Source organism: Geodermatophilus sp. SYSU D00814 (assembly GCF_054050055.1).
This window is the reverse complement of sequence record NZ_JBJGYP010000037.1, coordinates 23,244-37,401: the sequence shown is the minus strand read 5'-3', so window position 1 is coordinate 37,401 and position 14,158 is coordinate 23,244. Positions and strand designations below refer to the sequence as shown.

The 14,158-nt window shown below is 78.2% G+C and carries 14 protein-coding genes; 8 read left to right on the top strand and 6 right to left on the bottom strand.

What is annotated here, in order from left to right:
* The first annotated feature begins 146 nt into the window (after positions 1–146).
* Positions 147–1,088, top strand: coding sequence for a S1C family serine protease (locus ACI780_RS21525; protein WP_456872805.1), 942 nt, complete (start codon positions 147–149; stop codon positions 1,086–1,088).
* A gap of 83 nt (positions 1,089–1,171) precedes the next feature.
* Entirely contained in the window at positions 1,172–2,116 is a 945-nt protein-coding gene (locus tag ACI780_RS21520) for a diguanylate cyclase (protein ID WP_457005657.1), read from the top strand.
* A 13-nt stretch (positions 2,117–2,129) separates the two neighbouring features.
* Here the strand turns inward: ACI780_RS21520 and ACI780_RS21515 are convergent, their stop codons facing one another.
* On the bottom strand, positions 2,130–2,936 hold the full coding sequence (locus ACI780_RS21515; RefSeq protein ID WP_456872807.1) for an SDR family oxidoreductase: 807 nt from the start codon (positions 2,934–2,936) through the stop codon (positions 2,130–2,132).
* A 184-nt stretch (positions 2,937–3,120) separates the two neighbouring features.
* On the opposite strand from ACI780_RS21515, the gene ACI780_RS21510 reads away from it, so the two are divergent.
* A complete protein-coding gene (locus ACI780_RS21510) occupies positions 3,121–5,724 on the top strand; it encodes a DUF6777 domain-containing protein (protein ID WP_457005660.1) in 2,604 nt (867 codons plus the stop codon).
* Positions 5,725–5,742: 18 nt separating this feature from the next.
* Here ACI780_RS21510 and ACI780_RS21505 read toward each other — a convergent pair whose 3' ends face one another.
* On the bottom strand, positions 5,743–6,708 hold the full coding sequence (locus ACI780_RS21505; RefSeq protein WP_456872808.1) for a helix-turn-helix transcriptional regulator: 966 nt from the start codon (positions 6,706–6,708) through the stop codon (positions 5,743–5,745).
* A gap of 93 nt (positions 6,709–6,801) precedes the next feature.
* Here ACI780_RS21505 and ACI780_RS21500 point away from each other — a divergent pair, with 93 nt between their 5' ends.
* The gene (locus ACI780_RS21500; RefSeq protein ID WP_457005655.1) at positions 6,802–7,308 is read left to right on the top strand and encodes a DinB family protein; all 507 of its coding nucleotides are present in this window, start codon (positions 6,802–6,804) and stop codon (positions 7,306–7,308) included.
* Here ACI780_RS21500 and ACI780_RS21495 read toward each other — a convergent pair.
* A complete protein-coding gene (locus ACI780_RS21495) occupies positions 7,305–8,288 on the bottom strand; it encodes a hypothetical protein (protein WP_457005653.1) in 984 nt (327 codons plus the stop codon). The genes ACI780_RS21500 and ACI780_RS21495 overlap by 4 nt on opposite strands.
* A 185-nt stretch (positions 8,289–8,473) precedes the next feature.
* Between ACI780_RS21495 and ACI780_RS21490 the strand changes: the two genes are divergently transcribed.
* A complete protein-coding gene (locus tag ACI780_RS21490) occupies positions 8,474–8,917 on the top strand; it encodes an arsenate reductase/protein-tyrosine-phosphatase family protein (RefSeq protein ID WP_457005651.1) in 444 nt (147 codons plus the stop codon).
* Between the two features lie 6 nt (positions 8,918–8,923).
* Here the strand turns inward: ACI780_RS21490 and ACI780_RS21485 are convergent, their stop codons facing one another.
* Positions 8,924–9,313: a hypothetical protein gene (locus ACI780_RS21485; protein ID WP_456871336.1), complete on the bottom strand. Its 390-nt coding sequence runs from the start codon at positions 9,311–9,313 to the stop codon at positions 8,924–8,926.
* 61 nt (positions 9,314–9,374) lie between these two features.
* Here ACI780_RS21485 and ACI780_RS21480 point away from each other — a divergent pair, with 61 nt between their 5' ends.
* Entirely contained in the window at positions 9,375–9,530 is a 156-nt protein-coding gene (locus ACI780_RS21480) for a hypothetical protein (RefSeq protein WP_456871335.1), read from the top strand.
* Between the two features lie 51 nt (positions 9,531–9,581).
* Here ACI780_RS21480 and ACI780_RS21475 read toward each other — a convergent pair whose 3' ends face one another.
* Positions 9,582–10,820 (bottom strand): MFS transporter, encoded by a 1,239-nt coding sequence (locus ACI780_RS21475; RefSeq protein WP_457005648.1) that lies wholly within the window; start codon positions 10,818–10,820, stop codon positions 9,582–9,584.
* Positions 10,821–10,904: 84 nt separating this feature from the next.
* Positions 10,905–11,867, bottom strand: coding sequence for a LysR family transcriptional regulator (locus tag ACI780_RS21470; protein ID WP_456871333.1), 963 nt, complete (start codon positions 11,865–11,867; stop codon positions 10,905–10,907).
* Between the two features lie 121 nt (positions 11,868–11,988).
* On the opposite strand from ACI780_RS21470, the gene ACI780_RS21465 reads away from it, so the two are divergent.
* Together ACI780_RS21465 and ACI780_RS21460 are read left to right on the top strand one after the other, a co-directional pair.
* Positions 11,989–13,011 carry a cyclase family protein gene (locus ACI780_RS21465; protein WP_457005645.1) on the top strand — a complete coding sequence of 341 codons (1,023 nt, stop codon included), beginning with the start codon at positions 11,989–11,991 and terminating at the stop codon, positions 13,009–13,011.
* Between the two features lie 8 nt (positions 13,012–13,019).
* Positions 13,020–14,150, top strand: coding sequence for an FAD-dependent oxidoreductase (locus ACI780_RS21460; RefSeq protein ID WP_456871331.1), 1,131 nt, complete (start codon positions 13,020–13,022; stop codon positions 14,148–14,150).
* Positions 14,151–14,158: the final 8 nt, after the last annotated feature.

Below are 14,158 nucleotides of genomic sequence, written 5' to 3'. Positions count from 1 at the left end.
CGTGCTCTGCCCCGCGTCCGTGGGCAGAGCACGAGCGCGCGCCGGGGCACCTGATCGCTGTGGGCGTAGCCGCGGGGGTGGCCGGGACGGGCGCACAGGCGTCCACTGGACGGTGCAACGGTGTAATCAGACCCAGGAGGTGCGCCGTGACCCGACCGGACACCGACGCCGCGCTGGACGCCTACTCCCAGGTGGTCACCGCGGTGGCCGCCGACCTCACCCCGCACGTCGCCGCGCTGCAGGTCACCGGCCCCGACGGGCGGTCGGGCGCCGGGTCGGCGGTGGTGGTCCCCGGTGACGGCCTGCTGCTGACCAACGCGCACGTGGTCGGCCGCGCCCGCGCCGGGCGGGCGGTGTTCAGCGACGGCAGCGAGACGGCGGTGGACGTCGTCGGCACCGACCCGCTCTCCGACCTCGCCGTCGTCCGGGCCACCGGCGGCGCCCCGGAGCCGGCCGTGCTCGGCGACGCCGCGCAGCTGCGGGTCGGGCAGCTCGTGGTCGCCGTCGGCAACCCGCTGGGCCTGGCCGGGTCGGTGACCGCCGGCGTCGTCAGCGGCCTGGGGCGCTCGCTGCCCACCCGCGACGGGCGCACCGCGCGGGTGGTCGAGGACGTCATCCAGACCGACGCCGCGCTCAACCCCGGCAACTCCGGCGGCGCGCTGGCCGACTCCGCCAGCCGGGTGGTGGGGATCAACACCGCCGTCGCGGGGTGGGGCCTGGGGCTGGCCGTGCCGGTCAACGACACCACCCGCCGCATCATGACGACGCTGGTGCGCGACGGCCGGGTGCGCCGGGCCTACCTCGGCCTGGTCAGCAGTCCCGCGCCGCTGCCGGCCCCGCTCGCCGAGCGCACCGGACGCCGCCGCGGGCTGCGGGTGGTCGACGTCGTCGCGGGGTCGCCGGCCGACCGGGCGGGGCTGCGGCCCGGTGACCTGGTCCTGGAGGCGGGCCGGGCGCCGGTGGCCGAGGCGCAGAGCCTGCAGCGGCTGCTGTTCGCCGAGGCGGTGGGACAGCCGCTGCCGGTCACCGTCTACCGGCGCGGGGCCATGGTCGACGTCATCGCCGTCCCGACCGAGCTCACCGGCTGACCACTCCTCCGGGTGACGCGCTCCTCCCCCTGCTCAGGAGCGCCCGGATGGGGAACGATCCCCTTCGCGACGGAGGGGGCCGCGTGTACGGGGATCGCAGGAGTGGGCTGGGCCTGCTCGCGCTGCTGTACGGCTGTGGGGCCGTGCTGTGCGCGGCGGGCGCGCTGTGGCCGATGAGCGTCCGCACGCCGGTGTCGCTGCTGGCAGCGCTGGCCGTGTGCGGCGGGGCGCTCGCCGCGGTGATGTGGACCGGCCGCGACCGGCTGCCGATGGCCGCCGTCCACGCGGCGCTCGCGCTGCTGTCGCTGCTCACCGCCCTGGTGGCCTGGCGGTCGGCCACCGCCGTGGGCATCGTCGGCCTCGGCCCGGCGCTGGTGGCCCTGGGGATGCTCGCCGGGCACGTGCTGCCGCCGGCGCCGGCCCGCGCCCACGCCGCCGCCGGGGTCGTCGTCGTCAGCGCGGGCGCGCTCGCCGCGGCGCCGGAGGGCTTCCTGTCGCCGTGGAGCGCCGCGGTCATCACCGCGGTCGTGCTCACCGAGGCGCAGATCCGCCAGACCCGCGCCCTGCGCCGGGCCGCCTGCACCGACCCGCTGACCGGGCTGGTCAACCGCCGCGCGTGGGAGGACGGCGCCGTCCGGGTGCTGGCCGCCGCGGGGCGGGCCGGCGAGCCGGTCACCGTCGCGCTGCTGGACCTCGACGGGTTCAAGGCGGTCAACGACACCGGGGGGCACGCCGCCGGGGACGCACTGCTGCGCTCGCTGGCCTCCTCCTGGCGCTCGGAGCTGCGCCGGTCGGACCTGCTCGGCCGGGTCGGCGGGGACGAGTTCGCCCTGTGCCTGCCCGGCAGCGACACCGCGGCCACCGCCGACCTGCTGCAGCGGCTGCGCGCGGTGTCGGCCGGGCCGTGGTCGGCCGGGACGGCGACCGCCCGCCCCGGTGAGGACCTCGACGAGGTGGTCGCCCGCGCCGACGCCGCCCTCTACCGGCAGAAGGCGGTCCGCTCCGCCCGCCGGACGCGCGTGGACTGAGCGCCCCGGGCGCTCAGGGGCGGCGCCAGCCGTCGGAGGTCAGGTGGGAGCCGGCCATCGGCCCCATCTGCAGCATGCCGCCGTCGACGGCGTAGGACGCCCCGGTCACGTAGGACGCCTGCGGGGAGGCGAGGAACGCGACGACGGCGGCGACCTCGTGGGCGTCGCCCGGGCGGCCGACCGGGACACCGGGCCGCTCGTGCCCGGGCGCGGTGGGGTCCTCGTCCTCCTGGCCGGTCATCGGCGTGGCGATCTCCCCCGGCGCGACGGCGTTCACGGTGATCCCGTGCTCGGCGAGCTCGATGGCGGCGACCCGGGTGAGCAGCCCCAGGCCGCCCTTGGCCGCGCAGTAGGCCGCCGCGCCCACCCGCGGCTGGTGCTCGTGGACGCTGGTGACGTTGACGACGCGCCCGCCCCGCCCGGCGGCGACCATCCGCCGGGCGGCCCGCTGCAGGCACAGGAACGCCGCGTCGAGGTCGGTGGCCAGCACCTCGCGCCACGTCGCGTAGTCGGTGTCGAGGAGCAGCGTGGAGTGACCGGTGCCGGCGTCGTTGACGAGCACGTCGATGCCGCCGAGCGCGTCGGCGAGCTCGTCGACGACGTCGGCGGCCTGCGGCAGCTGCGTGAGGTCGACGTGGCGGACCTCCGCGCGCCGGCCCCGGGAGCGCACCTCCTCGGCGGTGGCCTGCGCGTCGGCCTCGTCGCGGTACCAGGTGATCCCCACGTCGCAGCCCTGCTCGGCGAGCGCGACGGCCACCGCCTTGCCGATGCCCGACTCCGACCCGGTGACGACCGCGACGCGGCCCGCTGACTCCGTCATGCCCCCATGCTGCGGGCCGGTGCCGGTCCCCGCCGTCCGACCGATCACGCTGCGCAGTGCCGCGACGACGGTCCGGCGTCCACGCCCGGGCACCCGGCGGGTCCGTGGCGATCGGCCGGATCGCGGCCGACACTCGGGGAACTGACGCAGCCACCCGTCAGCCTCGCTCCACCGGGAGACGCTCCTGCCGCTCCAGACCTTCGGCCCCTACGAGCTCGACGAGTTGCTGGGACGCGGCCGCTCGGGCGAGGTCCACCGCGCCTGGGACACCCGCCGGCACCGGACCGTCGCGCTCCGGATCCTGCTGCCGGAGCTCACCCGGGACGAGCGGTTCCGCGCACGCTTCCTCCGCGACTGCGAGCGCGCCGCGCAGCTCGACGAGCCGCACGTCGTCGCCGTCCACGAGTTCGGCGAGATCGACGGCCGGCTCTACGTGGACACGCAGCTGGTCGACGGCCGGACGCTGGCCGCGGTGCTCGCCGCCGGGGGGCCGCTGCCGGCCCACCTCGCGGTCGGCGTCGTCGGGCAGCTCGCCGCCGCACTCGACGCCGCGCACGCCCGCGGTCTCGTGCACCGCGACGTCGCGCCCGCCGAGGTCCTGCTGTCGGGCCGGACCGCCCACCCGGACTGCCACCTCGACGGGTTCGGGATCGCCGGGGCCCCCACCGGCGGGGACGCGGTCGCGATGCCGCGGTACGTGCCCCCCGAGCGCCTGACCGACCGGCTCGCCGACCACCGGGTCGACGTCTACGCGCTGGCCTGCCTCCTGTACGAGGTGCTCACCGCCAGGCCGCCGTTCGCCGCCGCCGACGCGCAGGAGCTGTGCGAGGCGCACCTGCACCGGGAGCCGCCGCGGCCCACCGACGTGGTCGCCTCGCTCCCGCCGGGGCTCGACGCCGTGGTGGCGCGGGGCATGGCCAAGGACCCCGACCAGCGGTACGTGAGCGCCGGCGAGCTGGCGCGCGCCGCCCGCGCGGCACTCGTGCCCGCCCCCGACACCGTGCCGGTGCGGGCCGTCCCGCCGCCGGCCGCCTCCGGCGGGACCGCGGTGGGTACCGCGGGCGGTGCCCCGGCGGCCGGTGCTCCGGCGGGAGGGACCGCCGCGGCCGTGCGCGGCTCCGGGGCCGACGTGGCCGGTGCCCACCGCGCCCGGCACCGCGCCGCCGAACCGCCGCCGCGGCCACCCCGCCGCCGGGGCCTGGCCGCGGCACTCGTCGCCGGGGCGGTCGCGCTGACCGCCGCCGGCGGGGTGGCGGCGGTCCGGCTGGCCTCCGACGGCTCCGACGCGACGGCGTCGACCCCGGTGGTCGTCGAGCCGGCCGACGACCCGGGCGAGGACCCGTTCGTCCCCGCGCCGCCGGGGGCGGCCGGCCCGGCTGAGTCCGGCGTCCCGGCACCCGCCGACGGCGAGCCCCCCGCGGACGGGGCCGGCGCGGCACCGGGCACCGCGGGCTCCCCGCAGGGCGACGGGTCCGCGGGGACGACCCTCGAGCCCCCGACGGGGACCGGCGGCGCCGGGGCGGGCGCCGACACCCCGGCCGAGGCGGCCGGCACCCAGTCCCCGGACGGCACGGCCCCGGACGGCACGGCCCCGGACGGCACGGCCCCGGACGGCGCGGGACCCGACGGCGCGGCGACCGGGAGCGCGGCGGCGGGCAGCCCGGTGGCCGGTGACCGGCCGGGGCTCTACGGCGGTCCCGGCGCCGAGGTCTGCGACGCCGAGGGGATGGCGGCGTTCCTCGCGGCCCACCCCGACCGCGCCGCCGCCTTCGCCGCGGTCGAGGGCATCCCGGTGGGTGGGATCGAGCTGCACCTGGCGACACTGACCCCGGTGGTGCTGCGCTTCGACACCGCCGTCACCAACCACGGCTTCGCCGACGGGCGGGCCGTGCCGTTCCAGTCGGTGCTGCGGGCCGGCACGGCCGTGCTGGTCGACGACTCGGGCGTCCCGCAGGTCCGGTGCCTGTGCGGCAACCCGCTGGAGCCGCCCGCCGCCCGCCCCTCCCCCGACTACCAGGACCCCGAGGGCGACCCCGTGCGGGGTCGTGCCCCCGACACGGTGGTCGTCGTGCAGCGCAGCGCCGCGCCGGTGCCCGCGCTGGTCCTCGTCGACGACACGACCGGCACGGTGGTGGCCCGGCCCGTGGGCACCGCCGGTGGCGGGGACCGGCAGGTCGACGCCGGCCTGGCCGAGCAGGCCCTCCGGTTCGGCGGCGACACCACACCGCCCGCCACGGGCAGCGGGACGACGTCGGCGGGCCCGTCGTCCGGCTCCTCGTCCGGCTCCTCGTCCGGTTCCTCGTCCGGTTCCCCGTCCGGCAGCGACGGCCCCGCGGGTCCGTCCGGCGGCACGGTGGCGCCTGCACCGGCCCCCGGGTCCGGCGCTCCTCCCGCCGGGGACGCGCCGGGCAGCCCGCCGCAGCCGGAGGCACCGGTCGAGGAGGCACCACCCGCCGGGGAGCCGCCGACCGAGCAGCCCCCCGCCGACGAGCCCCCTGCGGAGGAGCCGCCAGCGGAGGAGCCCCCCGCGGAGGAGCCGCCGGCCGAGGAGCCACCGGCCCCGCCCGCACCGCCGGCCGACGAGCCGCCCGCCGAGGCACCACCGGCCCCGCAGGCTCCGGAGCCGCCCGCCGCGCAACCCCCGGCCCGGGAGGAGGCCGCGGTCGAGGCACCGGCCGGACAGGCGCCCCCCGAGGAGCCGCCCGCACCGGACCCACCCGCCGAGGAGGCGCCCGCAGCGGAACCGCCCGCCGGGGAGCCGCCGGCTGCCGACCCGGGCGGCTCCTGACCGTCGACGGCGGGGCGCTCAGCCGGCCGCGGTGGTGTACCGGTCGGCGACCACGCGCAGCCGGTCGGTGAGCTCCGGCGGCGGGGACAGCACGGTGAACGGCGCGCCGGTCAGGCCCAGCGCCGCCACCGCCCAGTCGAGGTCGTCGCCCTCGATGCGCACCCGGCAGCCGCCGGGGCCGTCGTCGGTGACGGTGGCCCAGCGCCCGATCCGCCGGCGCACGTGGTCCCCGCCGGCGGCCACCCGCGCCTCGACGACGTACCGGGTCCACGCGCTGCCGATGCGCTCGCGCACGTAGGCCGCGGCGTCCTCGGCGGGGAAGCGGCGCGGGCCGAACACCGCGCCCGTGCCGCGCGGAGCGTGCAGCCGGTCGAGCCGGAACACCCGCCAGTCGCCGCGGTCGAGGTCGTAGCCGACGAGGTACCAGCGGCGGCCCAGCGCCACGAGGCGGTGCGGCTCGACGGTCCGCTCCGCGCGCTCCCGGTCGGGGGCGGTGTAGCCGAAGGTCAGCCGCTCGGTGTCGCGGCAGGCGAGGGCGACGGTGGTCAGGACGGCGGGGTCGACGACGTCGGCGCCCGACGACGGGGGCGTGCCGGCCGGCACCGTCACCGCGCGCAGCGCCTCGACCCGCGAGCGCAGCCGGCGGGGCATGACCTGCACCAGCTTGGCCAGCGCCCGCACCGACGTCTCGGCCATGCCCGCGACCGGGCCCGCGGCGGCCGCCTGCAGCCCGACGGCGAGCGCGACGGCCTCGTCGTCGTCGAGCACGAGCGGCGGCAGCGCGGCGCCCGGCGCGAGCGCGTACCCGCCGTCGACCCCGCGCGAGGCGTCGACCGGGTAGCCGAGCTCGCGCAGCCGCTCCACGTCGCGGCGCAGCGTGCGGACGGAGACGCCCAGCCGGTCGGCCAGGTCGGCGCCGGACCAGTAGCGGCGTGCCTGCAGCAGGGACAGCAGCCGGAGGGTGCGCACCGCGGGGTCGCTCACCCCCCTATCCTCCCCGGGACAACGGTCAGGATGTGACCGCAATGACCGGGAGCATGGTCCTCACCAGGACGGACGAGAACCCCGGAGGACCCCGTGACCGCTTCGACCCCCACCCTGACCGGCGAGCGCGCCGACCTGCTCGAGACGCTGGCCACCCACCGGCACTTCCTGCGGTACACCGTCCGTGGGCTGACCGACGAGCAGGCCACCCGGCGCACCACCGCCAGCCGGCTGACGCTGGCCGGCATCGTCAAGCACGTCGCCTCCACCGAGCGGTCGTGGGCGGACTTCGTCGTCCACGGCACCGCCGCCATGGAGCAGTCGCCGGAGGACTGGGCGCAGGAGTGGGTGCTGGCACCGGGCGAGACGCTGGCGTCGGTGCTCGCCCTCTACGACGACGTCGCCGCCCGCACCGACGAGCTGGTCCGCACCGTCGACCTCGACGCCGCGCACCCGCTGCCGGAGGCGCCGTGGTTCGCGCCGGGCGCCGTCCGCTCCGCGCGGCGGGTGTTCCTGCACGTGGTGGCCGAGACCGCCCAGCACGCCGGGCACGCCGACATCCTGCGGGAGTCCCTCGACGGCCAGAGGACGATGGGTTAGCCGGAGGGGCCGGCACCGGGCGGCGCCTCCAGCTCGGCGACCCGGGCGGCGGTGCGGTCGCGCTCGGCGGCCGCGCGCTCCGCCGCCCGGTCGGCCGCACCCGCCCGCCGCTGCGCCGTCGCCGTCTCGGTGCCGGCGGCCTCCGCCTCCTCGCGCGCCCGCGCCAGCTCGGCGGCCAGCTCCTCGACCCGGGCGGTCAGCTCGGCGGCCCGGCGCGCCGCCCGGGCGGCCCGGTCCCGCGCCGCCCGGGCGGCGCGCTCGGCCTGCTCGGCGAGGTCCGCCGCGGCCTCGGCGTCCTCACGGGCGGCGGCGACCTCCTGCCGTCGGCGCTCCTCCGCCCGGCGCTCCTCCGCCCGCCGCTCCTCCGCCCGCCGCTCCTCCGCCCGGCGCCGCGCCTCGGCCGCGTCCTCCTCGCGCCGGCGACCGGCTCCCACGGCGGGCCCGGCGGACTCGGCGGCCGGTCGCCGGGGACGCGGAGGCGGCACGACGCGCAGGCCGGGGCGGTCGCCCAGCCCGGTGCCCTGGGCCGACAGCGTGCCGGTGAGCCGCCCGGCGAGCAGCGCCTCCCCCGCGTCGGGGTCGGCGAGCGCTGCCCGCAGCGTCTGCTCGACCTGGCCGGCGACGGCGTCGCTGAGCGGGTGCCCGAGGCGGGCGGCCAGCACCCGCGCCTGGCGGGTGAGCGCGGTGAGCAGCCGCGAGCGCTGCGCACCCAGCGCGCGCAGCTGGTCACCGGCCAGGCTCAGCTGCGCCTCGCGCAGCAGGTCCCCGAGCTCGACCAGCCCGGCGATCTCGTCGGGCTCCTCCCGCACCAGCGCGTTGCACGCCCAGGCCGCCGTCGAGGGCCGGCCGAGCGCCGCGATCGCCCGCGCGAGTCCCCGGTCCCCGGCCGCGCGGGCGCGGCGGGCGGCCTCGGTGCGGGCGGCCACGAAGTCCCCGGGCAGCAGCCCGTAGAGCTCGTCGGCGACCCCGTCGAGGTCCACGCCCCCTCCTCGCACCCGGCGGACGACGGCGCGACCCTGCCACGGCCCGCGCAGCGGCCGCGAGCGGGAGGGGTGCGCCCGCGCGGCGTCCCTGGCACGGTGTGCGCCGGAGGACGGCGCCGTCCCCCGCCCGGACGCCCCGACACGCCGGCACCCACGGCCGGCGCCCGAACCCCGGAGTCCCCGTGGTCCCCTCGCCCGCCGCCCAGCCCAGCGCGGCTCCGCACCCCGTCGGTCCCCCGACCGTCCTGTTCGTCTGCGCCTCCGACGCGGGGACCTCGCAGATGGCCGCCGCCCTGCTCACCCGCCGCGCGCGGGGCCGGGTGCGCGCCCTGTCGGCCGGGTCGGCCCCGGCCGCCCGGGTCGACCCGGCCGTCGTGGCGGCGATGGCCGAGGTCGGCGTCGACCTCTCCGCGCGGTTCCCCAAGCCGCTGACGGCCGACGCGGTGCACGTCTCCGACGTCGTCGTCAGCCTGGGCGGGGCGCGGCGCTGCCCGGTGCTGCCCGGCACCCGCTACCTCGACTGGCCGGTGGCCGACCGCGCGGGCAGCGACGTCGCCGGGGTCCGGCCGGTGCGCGACGACCTCGACCGCCGGGTGTGCGGGCTGCTCGCCGAGCTCACCGGCTGACCGTGGTCACCGCCCCAGGGCCCGCAGCCGCTCCTCGCGGGCGGCGCGGAGCAGGCCGGGCAGCCGCGGGTCGGCCAGCACGCCGGCGTCGCGGACGGCCACCTTCCGGAACGACGCACCGGTCCCCGCGAGCAGACCGCCGTCGAGGCCGGCCGCCGCGAGCGCCGCGCCGCGGTCGAGGCCCAGGTCGAGGTGGCGGTCGTGGACGTCGAGGTAGGCGTAGTGCTCGGACTGCTTGCGTGGGCCCACGCCGTAGCCGACGGTCCGCTGGTGCGGCCACACCACCCGCACGACGGCGGGGTCGGCACCCCGCACCAGCGCGTCGGCGGCGCGGACGAGGTCGGCGGTGGCGGGCGGCAGGCCGGCGAGCAGGAGGTCCCACGGGTCGTCGTCCATCCCGGCCATCCTGCCCCGGACCGGGCCTAGGCTGACCGCACCCGTCCCCCGGAGGTCCCCCGTGCTGCTGCGTCTGCTCGGTCTGCTGCTGGTCGTCTGGCTGGTCGTGACGATCGTCGGGTGGATCGTCGAGGGCCTGTTCTGGCTGGTCCTCGTCGGCCTGGTGCTGCTGCTCGTCACCGCCGCCCTCGGCATGCGGGAGCGCACCCGCCGCTGAACGGCCGGTGCCCCGGCCCGCCGCAGCGGACCGGGGCACCGGGACGCGCGGTCAGGCCGTCGCGGCCACCGCGGCCGTGGGCGCCGGCCGGCTGAGCCGGACCCCGACGGCGGCGACGACGCTGACCGCACCGAGCAGGGTCAGCGCGGCGCCGAGGCCGCCGAGGGCGCCGCTGAGCGCGAGGACGGCGAGCGGGCAGACGAACTGGCCGACGAACAGCGCCGAGGTCCACACCCCGGTGGCCCGGCCGCGCTGCTCGAAGCTCAGCGAGCCCAGCGCCCAGGACAGCATCGAGGGCAGCAGCAGGCCGTTGCCCAGGCCGGTCACCACCGCGGCGGCGACGACGGCGGGGACGGTGCCGGCGGACCCGAGGCCGAGCAGGCCGGCGCCGGAGAGGGCGAAGGCGGCCGGCACGGTCGCCGCCGGGCCGAGCCGCGCCAGGCGGCCGAAGGAGAACGCGCCGACGGCGGTGCCCAGCGAGCCGAGGGCGCTGATGGCCCCGATGGCGCCGGTGGACTCGACGCCGATCGCGTCGAGCGCGAAGGACAGCTCGACGATCAGCACGTAGAAGACCAGGCCGCCGACGAGGGTGACCCCGACCGGCAGGGCCAGCTGGGACCAGGGCAGCCGGGGCAGCGGCTCCGACCGGGCGGGCGCCGGGGCCGGCTGCCAGACGAAGCGAGCGGCCAGCGCGGCCAGCGGCAGGCTGACCGCGTACAGCCAGAACGGCGTCCGCCAGTCCTGGGCGCCGAGCGCGCCGCCGACGCCGAAGAAGACGGTCGCCGAGACGGTGGTGAACACGACCTGCAGGCCGAAGTAGCGCTCCCGCGCCGGACCGGAGAAGTAGTCGGCCAGCAGCGTGGTGCAGCAGGTCATGATCGCCGCCTCGGTCAGGCCGACCAGGACCCGGCTGGCGACGATGAGCTGCAGCGAGTCCAACCACAGCGGCGCGGTGCCGGCGAACGCGTAGGCGACCAGCGCGCCGACCAGCAGCCGCTTGCGGCCGACCCGGTCGACGATGCGTCCGGCGACCATCGCGGTGAGGCCGATGACCAGCGCCGGGGCGGTGAGCACCACCGGGGTCAGCGCCGCCACGCCGGGGGTGCCGGCGAAGGCGTCCTCGATGCGCGGCAGGACCGGCGCCAGCAGCACCGCGCCCAGCACGGACAGGCAGCTGGAGAACAGCAGGACGAGCGCCTGCGCCCGACCGGCCGGGCGGCCGGTGGCGGGGTCGACGGCGACGTCGGCGGTGCGGTCGTCGGCGGGGGGTGCGGCGTCGCGGACGGACACGGGCGGCTCCGGGGGACGGGCGCCGGTCTCGGTGAGCGGCGTCACTGGCGGGGAAGTGTCAGGACGCCGGGGCCGGAGGGGAGATCACTTCTCCGGAGGTGCGGTATCAGTCAGGTCGATGCCCTCGCGCGCGCCGGCCGAGACGGCGAGCTCGGCGGCCCGCGAGACGACGTCGCGCAGGTAGCGGTGCTCGGGGTCGTCGTCGTAGACCGGGTGCCACCACATGGCCTCCACCAGGGGGCCGGCCTCGAACGGCGGGGGCACCGCGCGGATGCCCGACCCCAGCGGCAGCAGGTCGACCAGCCGGCGCTGCAGCAGCGCGATGCGGTCGCTGCCGGCGACCAGCGCCGGCACGGTGAGGAAGTCCTCGTTGACCACCTGCACGCGCGGCTCGATGCCGAGCTGGCGCATCTGCCGCGCGGCCGGGGTGGACGCCGTCTGCCCGTGGTAGGTGGCCACCCACGGCATCGTCTCGAGGTCCTCGACGGTCAGCCCGCGCTCGGCGACGGGGTTGTCGGCGGCCACCACGCAGACCCACTCGTCGCGGTAGAGGTCGCGGTGGGACAGGTCGGCGACGAACCCGTGCGGCAGCAGCAGGAGGTCGGTGGTCAGCAGCACCTGGTGGGCGCTGTCGACCACCGCCGGCGAGTGCGGGGTCAGCCGCAGCCGCGTGCGCGGCGCCTCCTCGGCGAGCAGCGCGGCGAGGGTGTCCCCGAGGACGACGACCACGTAGTCGCTGACCAGGACGGAGAACTCGCGCGTCGACGACGCGGGGTCGAAGCCGGGCTGGGCGGTGAATACCCGCTCGACGCCGGCCAGCGCCACCCGCACCAGCTCGCGCAGCTGCACCGCCAGCGGCGTGAGCCGGTAGTCGTTGCCGACGCGGGTCAGCAGGTCGTCGCCGAAGTGGCGGCGCAGCCGGGCCAGCGACGCCGACAGCGCCGGTTGCGACAGCCCCATCTGCGCGGCGGCGCGGGTGACGCTGCGCTGGGTCAGCAGCGCGTCGAGGGACACGAGCAGGTTGAGGTCCAGGCTCGCGAGGTTCACCGGCCGACGGTATCGACGCAGCCGGTATCGGCGCCGTCTATGTCACCCATCAGACATCTCGTCTTCCCCGGGCGGCCCCGCCTCACCGACCGTGGTGGGCGCCACCACGAGGAGGACCGCAGTGCCCGACCGCCCGTACCTGGACCCCGCCGACCTCGACCGCGCCGACCCCGAGGGCGCGATCGCCGCGGCGGCCAAGCGCTGCTCCAACTGGGGCCGCTGGGGCGCCGACGACGTCCTCGGCACGCTGAACTTCCTCGACGACGCCAAGCGCGCCGAGGCCGCGCGGCTGGTGCGCCGCGGCGCGGCCTTCTCCCTGTCGCAGCGCTTCGACGCCGACGGCCCGCAGAAGGGCTGGCGCCGGCGCACCAACCCGGTGCACACCATGCTCGACACCGGCACCGACGCCGAGCGCGGCGTGCAGGGCTTCCCGCACGGCATCGGCGGCGCCGACGACGTGATCGCCATGCCGCTGCAGGCCAGCACCCAGTGGGACGGCCTCGGCCACATCTTCGACCACGGCGACGCGTGGAACGGCCGCCGCGCCGGCGACGTCGTCACCAGCCTCGGCGACGCCGTCACCGGCATCGAGACCGTCGCCGACCGGATCGCCGGCCGCGGCGTGCTGCTCGACGTCGGCCGGGCACTGGGCGAGCAGTCCGGCACCCCCGGGGAGCTCCCCGACGGGTTCGCCATCACCCCCGCCCACCTCGAGGCCACCATCGCCGCGCAGGGCGACACCGCCCGGGTCGGCCGCGGCGACCTGCTGCTGGTGCGCACCGGGCAGCTCACCCGCGCCCGCCGCTCGGTGGCCGCCGGCACCGGGTGGGGCGACTACGCCGGCGGGCCGGCACCCGGCCTGAGCTTCACCGCCGCCGACTGGCTGCACGCCACCGAGATCGCCGGCGTGGCCACCGACACGTGGGGCTTCGAGGTGCGGCCCAACGAGTTCGACGTCGCCTTCCAGCCGCTGCACCAGGTCGCCATCCCGCACATCGGCCTGTTCCTGGGCGAGCTGTGGGACCTCGACGCGCTGGCGGCCGACTGCGCCGCCGACGGCGTCTGGGAGTTCTCCCTCACCGCCGCCCCCCTGCCCGTGACCGGCGCCGTCGGCGCCCCGGTCAACCCGATCGCCGTCAAGTAGGAGCCGAGATGCCCGCCGTCAGCAACGTCCTGGTCGTCGGTGCCGGCCTCGCCGGCGCCGCCACCGCCATCCGGCTCGCCGAGGCCGGCATCGCCGTCGACCTCGTCGAGATCAAGCCCGAGGTCGGCGCCCTCGGCTCGGGCATCACGCTGCAGGGCAACGCGCTGCGCGAGCTGCGCACCCTCGGCGTCTGGGAGCAGGTGTCGGCCGCCGGGTACGCCTTCGACGTCACCGGCATCCGGGCGCCCGACCCCGCCGGCACCGTCGTCGCGGAGATCCCCGACGCGAAGACCGGCGGCCCCGACCTGCCCGCCGTGATGGGGATGTCGCGCCCGGAGCTCGCGCGCATCCTCACCGACCGCGCCGCGGAGGTCGGCGTCAAGGTCCGGTTCGGGACGACGCACACCGACCTGCGGCAGGACGCGACCGGCGTCGACGTCACCTTCGCCGACGGCTCGGCCGGCCGCTACGACCTCGTCGTCGGCGCCGACGGGCTGCGCTCGTGGACCCGCCGGGCCCTGGGCATCGAGCTGGAGACGACGCCGGTCGGCATGGGCATCTGGCGCGCGTTCGGCCCGCGCCCGGCGAGCGTGACCCGCACCGACCTCTACTACGGCGGGCCGTCGTTCATCGCCGGCTACTGCCCCACCGGCGAGGACTCGCTCTACGCCTACGTCGTCGAGCCCGCGCAGGACCGCTCCACGCTCACGCCCGAGGAGCAGCTGGCCACCATGCGCGAGCTCGCCGCGGCCTACCACGGCCCCTGGGACGACGTCCGCGAGACGCTCACCGACCCGTCCCGGGTGAACTACACCTGGTTCGAGACCCACGTGCTGCCCGCGCCGTGGAACCGCGGCCGGGTCGTGCTCGTCGGCGACGCCGCGCACACCTGCCCGCCCACCATCGCCCAGGGCGGCGCGCAGGCGCTCGAGGACGCCTACGCCCTCACCGACCTGCTGCTCACCCGGTCCGCGCTCGACCAGGACCTGTGGGACGCCTTCACCGCCCGCCGCTTCGACCGCGCGAAGACCGTCGTCGACGCGTCCAACCAGCTCGCCCGGTGGCAGCTCGACCACGTGCAGGGCGACATCCCGGGCCTCATGCGCTCGATCGCCCAGCTCGTCTCCCAGCCCGCGTAACCAGGAGG

What these genes read in the sequence shown, in the direction of transcription:
- ACI780_RS21515 (WP_456872807.1), bottom strand. Translation starts at nt 2,936, where the DNA reads ATGACGGAGTCAGCGGGCCGCGTCGCGGTCGTCACCGGGTCGGAGTCG.
- ACI780_RS21485 (WP_456871336.1), bottom strand. Translation starts at nt 9,313, where the DNA reads ATGGACGACGACCCGTGGGACCTCCTGCTCGCCGGCCTGCCGCCCGCC.
- ACI780_RS21460 (WP_456871331.1), top strand. Translation starts at nt 13,020, where the DNA reads ATGCCCGCCGTCAGCAACGTCCTGGTCGTCGGTGCCGGCCTCGCCGGC.